6 protein-coding genes and 2 pseudogenes are annotated in these 6959 nt (G+C 72.8%); 4 read left to right on the forward strand and 4 right to left on the reverse strand.

Annotated features, from left to right (window positions below; genetic code table 11):
* A pseudogene (locus GXP76_RS32650) lies at nt 1-292 on the forward strand (hypothetical protein); the annotation flags it as partial.
* Between the two features lie 229 nt (nt 293-521).
* Here GXP76_RS32650 and GXP76_RS32655 read toward each other — a convergent pair.
* Nucleotides 522-1673, reverse strand: a complete 1152-nt coding sequence (locus GXP76_RS32655; protein WP_242575237.1) for an NADH-quinone oxidoreductase subunit D — start codon at nt 1671-1673, stop codon at nt 522-524.
* Entirely contained in the window at nt 1670-2665 is a 996-nt protein-coding gene (locus GXP76_RS32660; protein ID WP_242575238.1) for an SAM-dependent methyltransferase, read from the reverse strand. Before GXP76_RS32660 ends, GXP76_RS32655 begins: the two co-directional genes overlap by 4 nt.
* Before the next feature lie 174 nt (nt 2666-2839).
* On the opposite strand from GXP76_RS32660, the gene GXP76_RS32665 reads away from it, so the two are divergent.
* The 3 genes from GXP76_RS32665 to GXP76_RS32675 all read left to right on the forward strand — a co-directional run bounded on the left by GXP76_RS32665 (nt 2840) and on the right by GXP76_RS32675 (nt 5429).
* Complete coding sequence (locus GXP76_RS32665; protein WP_242575239.1) at nt 2840-4042, forward strand: sensor histidine kinase; 1203 nt, start codon at nt 2840-2842, stop codon at nt 4040-4042.
* A 107-nt stretch (nt 4043-4149) separates the two neighbouring features.
* Nucleotides 4150-4827, forward strand: coding sequence for a response regulator transcription factor (locus GXP76_RS32670; RefSeq protein WP_242575240.1), 678 nt, complete (start codon nt 4150-4152; stop codon nt 4825-4827).
* The gene (locus GXP76_RS32675; RefSeq protein ID WP_242575241.1) at nt 4827-5429 is read left to right on the forward strand and encodes an AAA family ATPase; all 603 of its coding nucleotides are present in this window, start codon (nt 4827-4829) and stop codon (nt 5427-5429) included. Before GXP76_RS32670 ends, GXP76_RS32675 begins: the two co-directional genes overlap by 1 nt.
* Before the next feature lie 97 nt (nt 5430-5526).
* On the opposite strand, the gene GXP76_RS32680 is transcribed toward GXP76_RS32675, so the two are convergent.
* Both GXP76_RS32680 and GXP76_RS32685 read right to left on the reverse strand, forming a co-directional pair.
* On the reverse strand, nt 5527-6621 hold the full coding sequence (locus GXP76_RS32680; protein ID WP_242575242.1) for a DUF5937 family protein: 1095 nt from the start codon (nt 6619-6621) through the stop codon (nt 5527-5529).
* A gap of 54 nt (nt 6622-6675) precedes the next feature.
* Nucleotides 6676-6959: pseudogene (locus GXP76_RS32685) on the reverse strand (threonine aldolase); the annotation flags it as partial.

The following is a 6959-nucleotide window of genomic DNA, read 5'->3' on the forward strand; positions in this document are numbered from 1 at the left end:
GGGCCCCGAGGGAGGGTTCGACTTCTTCGGTACGCAGAAGGGCGGCCCGGCGGAGAGTGAACCGCCCGCCGACGCGGCGGAGGACGCCCCCGAGACCGGGGCCGGACGGGCGGAGCCGGCGCAGCTGGAGCGAGCACAGCGCGAGGACCTGGCCGATGTGGCCGGCGAGGAGGCCCTGGCCGTCCGGAGCGGGGGCGACGACCGGGCGGTGGGCCAGGTCATCGACCTGACCGAACACGACGAGACCGAGCCGCTGCCCCTGGGGCAACTGCGCAGCGCGATCGGCTCCTAGTGCCCGTCTCGAAGTAGCGCCGTCCGCCCGTAGGGCGGGGCCCGCGGCGGCTGGTGCGGTGCATCGCAAGGCGGAGGATCGGCCTCGTACTGGGGGCGTACTCGGCCTAGTCCGACAACGCGGCGAGGTGCCGTGCCGGGCGTCACGGGCCAGGCGGGACTTTGAAGACAGGCCCCAGACCGCACACGCCCTTGGCCGGTCCGGCGCGGTCTCTGTCGAGGCGCTCGGCCTACTTGTCGATGTCGCCGACGACGAAGAAGAGTGAGCCGAGGATCGCCACCATGTCGGCGACCAGCGTGCCCGGCAGCAGTTCGGTGAGGGCCTGGATGTTGTTGAAGGACGCCGAGCGCAGCTTCAGCCGGTACGGCGTCTTCTCGCCCTTCGACACCAGGTAGTAGCCGTTGATGCCGAGCGGGTTCTCGGTCCAGGCGTACGTGTGGCCCTCGGGCGCCTTGAGGACCTTGGGCAGCCGCTGGTTGATCGGACCGGGCTCCAGGTCCGCGATGCGGTCCAGACACGCGTCCGCGAGGTCCAGCGAGTTGTGGGTCTGCCCCAGCAGGCACTCGAAGCGGGCCAGACAGTCGCCCGCCTCGCGGGTGACGACCTCAAGGGTGTCCTGGAGTTCGCCGTACGCGAGGTACGGCTCGTCGCGGCGCAGATCGAAGTCCACGCCCGAGGCGCGCGCGATCGGCCCCGAAACCCCGTACGCGTGCACGGCCTTCGCCGAGAGGACGCCCACCCCGCGGGTCCGGCCCCGGAAGATCTCGTTGCCGAGGACCAGCCTGTCGTACACGTCCATCCGCGAACGGACCTCGGAGACGGCGTGCCTGGCGCGGCCCAGCCAGCCCGCGGGCAGATCCTCCTTGAGACCGCCGACCCGGTTGAACATGAAGTGCATCCGGCCGCCGGAGACCTCCTCCATGACGGCCTGAAGCTCCTCGCGCTCACGGAACGCGTGGAACACCGGGGTGATCCCGCCCAGTTCGAGGGGGTAGGAGCCGAGGAACATCAGATGGTTGAGCATCCGGTTCAGCTCGGCGAGCAGCGTCCGGGTCCAGACGGCGCGCTGCGGCACCTCCATGCCGAGCATGCGCTCGACGGCCATGACCACACCCAGCTCGTTGGAGAACGCCGACAGCCAGTCGTGGCGGTTGGCGAGCATCACGATCTGGCGGTAGTCGCGCGCCTCGAAGAGCTTCTCGGCGCCCCGGTGCATATAGCCGATGACCGGCTCGGCGTGCTGGATCACCTCGCCGTCGAGTACCAGTCGCAGTCGGAGCACACCGTGCGTGGAGGGGTGCTGGGGCCCGATGTTGAGCACCATGTCCGTGCTCTCGGCCGCGCCGCCGATGCCGACCGTCGTGCGGGTGGTCTCCGTCATGGGGCCCAGTCTCTCAGAGCGGTCCGGACGGGGGTCATCAGCCAGCCGAAGTCGCCGAGCCCGCCGCGGGCGGTCAGTTCGGCGGCCTCACCGGCGGCGGCGAGCGCGCGTACGTAGGAGGCGGGGTCGGACGAGGCGAGGGAGAGCGGCGGGCGCCGTCCGCTCACGCCCAGACGGTGCAGGGCCTCGCGCTGACTCAGTACGAAGGCCGCCGAGCCGCCCCTGCGGGCTGAGCCGTCGACCGCGCCGCCCGCACCGTCCACCGCGACCGCCGCCGCGCACGCGTCCAGCGCCACATGCGCGGTGATGTCACAGCTCCCGTCCGGTACGGGGCGCACCTCGCGGCCTTCCCGGAACCCGGTCAGCGTCCCGAACAGCGGCCGGTCGCCCCGTACATGGGCGTAGTCGACGGCCACCGCCAGCCCCCGGTCCAGCGTCGCCGCGGCGGCGGCCCACGCCTCGTCGCGCGTGCGCCCGATCTCCGCCCGCGACCCCGGCCCGGCCGCCGGCCACCAGCGCGCCAGCCACGCGGCGTCCGCGCCGCCGACCGGCTCACCGGGCCGCTCCGTACCGTCGGGGCCGACCAGGACGTACCGCACCGTCCCGTCGGGCCCGGTCTCGGCGATGTCCACCGGCACGTTGTCCAGCCACTCGTTGGCGACCAGCAGCCCCCGCACACCGGCCGGCGGCCGGTCGGTCCACTCGACACGCGGGTCCAGCCCCGGTGGGCGCGCGGCCCGCTCGACGGCGTACGGCCGCACGGTCACCCCCTCCGGTACGGCGGCCAGGACCCCCGTCAGCAGTTCCCCGCGCCCCGCGCCGACGTCGACCAACGCGATCTCGTCGGCGTCCAGCGCCTCTGCCGTCGCCACCAGCAGGCGCGCGACGGCCGCCGCGAACAGCGGGGAGGCGTGCACGGAGGTGCGGAAGTGCCCGGCGGGCCCCTCAGGGCGCCGGTAGAAGCCCTGAGGGCCGTACAGCGCGCTCTCCATGGCCTCGGCCCACCCACGCGGCTCCGGGGCCGGAGCAGCCCCCTGAGTCCCCTCGCACTGACACGTCTCATCCGTCACAGGCCCAAGTCTCCACCTTGGGGAGTACGCGCCGACCGACCGGATCGGCCCTCCGGTTGACCCTTCTACCTTTCTCGCTTCCCTACGCTGGGTTACGTGCAGCGTCTCTATGATTTTCTCCGCAGGCACCCGACGGGCGTCGACAGCTTCTGGGCTGTGGTGCTCTTCGGGTGCTCCGTGCTGTGGGTGGGGGTGGAGGGGAGCGCCGGCGCCGAGCGGAAGCTCGTGGCCCTCGTCGTCGTCCTCCTGCTGTCGCTGACGGTCGCGCTGCGCCGCCGTGCCCCGGACAAGATGCTGCTGCTCACCGCCGTCCTGGGCGTGGTCCAGCTACTGGCCGATGTCAGCGTCAACCCCGCCGACTTCGCCATGCTGGCGCTGATCTACACCGTCGCCGCCCGTGGCGGCCCCCGCTGGGCCACCCGGCTGGGGCTGATCGGCGGAGTGGCGGCGGCGCCTCTGGCGTCGGTGCGCTGGCCCTCGAACGAGGCCAGCTTCACCGGACAGGTCTTCCTGACCGTCGTGCTGACCGTGCCCTTCGTGCTCGCCTGGGTGCTCGGCGACTCCATCCGTACCCGTCGCGCGTACTTCGCCGAGCTGGAGGAGCGCGCCACCCGGCTGGAGAAGGAGCGCGAGGCGCAGGCGAAGGTGGCCGTCGCCGCCGAGCGCGCGCGGATCGCCCGCGAACTGCACGACGTCGTCGCGCACAACGTGTCCGTGATGGTCGTCCAGGCCGACGGCGCCGCCTATGTCCTGGACACCGCGCCGGAGCAGGCCAGACAGGCCCTGGAGACCATCTCGGGCACCGGACGGCAGGCACTGGCGGAGATGCGCCGGCTGCTCGGTGTGCTGCGGACCGGGGACGTGAAGGAGAGCGGCGAGTACGTGCCGCAGCCCGACGTCCGGCAGATAGAGGACCTGGTCGAACAGGTGCGGTCGGCGGGGCTCACCGTGGACTTCAAGGTCGAGGGCACCCCCCGGTCGCTGCCGAGCGGGGTGGAGCTCACCGCGTACCGGATCGTGCAGGAGGCCCTGACGAACAGCCGCAAGCACGGCGGACCCGACGTGGGAGCCAGTGTGCGTCTGGTCTACTTCGACGACGGGCTCGGACTACTGGTCGAGGACGACGGGCGCGGCGCGGGCCACGAGCTGTACGTGGACGGTGGCGCGGACGGCCGGGGGCACGGTCTCATCGGGATGCGTGAGCGCGTCGGCATGGTCGGCGGCACCCTCGACGCGGGGCCCCGCCCCGGGGGCGGCTTCCGGATCAGCGCGCTGCTTCCCCTGAAGCCCGCGCACTGAGACGCGACTGCCACCGGCGCCCGCCCGGCCCGGCCGACCACCCTGACCGACTGCCCCGACCGACCGCCCCGACCGACCACTGGACCCAACGGACAAGGAACCCGCCGATGTCGATCCGCGTGATGCTCGTCGACGACCAGGTGCTGCTGCGCACCGGTTTTCGCATGGTGCTGGCCGCACAGCCGGACATGGAGGTCGTCGCGGAGGCGGGCGACGGCGCGGAGGCGATCGAGAACCTGCGCGGCACCGCCGTGGACGTCGTCCTGATGGACGTCCGCATGCCACGGCTGGACGGTGTGGAGGCGACCCGCCGGATCTGCGCGGAGCCCGACCCGCCCAAGGTGCTCATCCTGACCACGTTCGACCTCGACGAGTACGCCTTCTCGGGGCTCAAGGCGGGTGCCAGCGGCTTCATGCTCAAGGACGTACCTCCTTCCGAACTGCTGACCGCGATCCGCGCCGTGCACAGCGGTGACGCGGTTGTGGCGCCGTCCACGACACGGCGGCTGCTCGACCGCTTCTCGGCCATGCTGCCGAGCGGCAAGGAGAACGCGGCGGCCAACGGCGCGCTGGAGCGGCTGACCGGCCGCGAGCGCGAAGTCATGCTGCTGGTCGCCCAGGGACTGTCGAACGGCGAGATCGCCGCCCGGCTGGTGCTCTCCGAGGCGACCGTGAAGACGCACGTGGGCCGGATCCTCACCAAGCTCGGTCTGCGCGACCGGGTACAGGTCGTGGTGCTCGCGTACGAGTCGGGGCTGGTGCGCGCCGGGGGCGGCGCCTTCTGATGCTGCTGTGGATCAACGGCCCCTTCGGCGGCGGGAAGACACAGACCGCGCACGAGATCGCGCGGCGGCTGCCGGGCGGCGTCGTCTGCGACCCCGAGTACGTCGGGTTCGGGCTGCACCGCATGCTGCCCGCGGGGCTCCGGGGCGACTTCCAGGACCTGCCCGTCTGGCGGCAGGGCGTCCACGACATGCTCGATCTGGCGCTGCGCGAGCACGACGGCACGGTCATCGCCCCCATGACGCTCGTCGACGACGGCTACTTCGCGGAGATCGTCGGCCGACTGCGCGAGCGGGGGCACGAGGTACACCACTTCGCGCTGCTGGCCGAGCGCGAGACCGTCCTGAAGAGGCTCACCGAACGCGGACTCGGGCTGGGGCTCAAGCGGGAGAGCTTCGCCGTCAAGAAGCTGGACCACTGTCTGGAGCGGTTGTCCCGGCCGGAGTTCGGCGAGCACATCCGTACGGACGACCTGACGATTCCCCAGGTCGCCGACACCGTCGCCGCGTCGGCCGGGCTGCGGCTCGCCCCGAACACCGACAGCGCGTTCCGCCACCGGCTGCGGCGGGCCTGGACCGGGGTCAAGCACATCCGCTTCGACTGAGCCCGAGCCTGCGACCGGGGCCCGAGCCTGCGACTGGGCCCGAGCCCGGCCTCCGGCCCTGAGCCCGTTCCTGAGGCCGTGCCCGGGCCGTCCCCCGTCAGCGCAGCACGCCCTCCAGGAAGTCGCTGCCGAGCCGGGCCACCAGGGTCACGTCCAGCTGATGCAGCACATAGCGCCCCCGGCGGCGGGTCGTCAGCAGACCTGCCTTGCGCAGCACGGCCAGATGCCGGGAGACCTCGGGCGCCGTGATCCCGTACGCGTCGGCGAGCTCGCCCGTCGAGTACGAGCCCCGCGCGAGACTCCGGCACATCCGCATCCGCATGGGGTGCGCGACCGCCTCCAGACGGAGCTTGACGACCTCCACCGAGGGTGCGCCGCCCGACGGCTCCGGGCTGCCCACCGGGTACTGGACGACCGGCCGCCAGCCGGGCGCGTACAGCGCCAGCAGATGCGGCCAGCCGAAGGCGGTCGGCAGGAACGTCAGACCCGATCCGGCGGCGCTCGTGGCGCCCGACGTGAGCTTGTCGACGACGACGGCGAGGCCCCCCGTCCCCGTCTCCTGGAGGCTCACGGCCGACGAGACGGCGGCGACGGCGTCCGCGAGCCCCTTGCGCCGCAGCAGTTCCGTCTTGTGCCGGGCGTCGGCGGCCAGCTGGACCCGCACGCGCCGCCAGGTCTCCGCGAAGAACGCCTCGTCGCAGTCCTCCAGCAGCCGCCGTATCCACCCCCGGACGGCCGGCGGATCGCTCAGCATGCGCCGTACGAAGGCGGCCTGGCGCGGCCCGCGCGCCGCGGCCAGCTCCAGAGTGCGTTCGCGCGCCGCGGCGTCCACCAGCGGGGACGGCGCGCCCGTGCCGTACTGACTGGCGCAGGAGATCTCCAGCGCCGCCGCCACGTACCGCTCGTCCGGCATCCTGTCGAGGTCGTCCAGCTCCTCGGCCAGCGTCTCGCGGGGGTGGGCGGGCAGCAGGATGTCGGAGCGGGCGGACCGCCACAGGAAGTCCGCCTCGTGCAGCCGGTCGGCCAGCTCGGGCTTGAGACCGGCGGACGTGGAAGTGACCCACCCGTGGAGCCGGGCGTGGTGGCCGGGCTCGGACAGCGCGTGCAGGGCGGCGCCCAGCTCCGCGAGCGGGGAGGGTCCGAAGACGACGCGCTCGTGGGGCAGCCCGGTGATGTCGATGGTCACGCTCATGCACCCATGCTGCACGCCACCACTGACAGCGCGGCGGACGATTGACACCCTCGGTCAATCGGCGGGGCCGCTCTCCGTCGCCACGCGCGCCGCCCGCGCCACCCGCGCCATGAACTCACCCACGGCCCGCCGGACGTCGTCCGCCGTCCACTCCAGGCCGGCCGACCCCACCGTCACCTCCGCCACCGCCACACCGGGCGGCCCCGCGCCCGGCTCGAACCAGCGGCGGAACAGCGTCACACCGGTCTCCTCGGCCTGCCGTACGGCCGCCTCGTTGAGCACCGCCGCGTCGTACGGAAGCCACACCTGGAACTGGTGCGTGTGCGGCGTCCGCGGAT

Source organism: Streptomyces sp. NP-1717, from assembly GCF_022695985.1.
GTDB lineage: Bacteria > Actinomycetota > Actinomycetes > Streptomycetales > Streptomycetaceae > Streptomyces.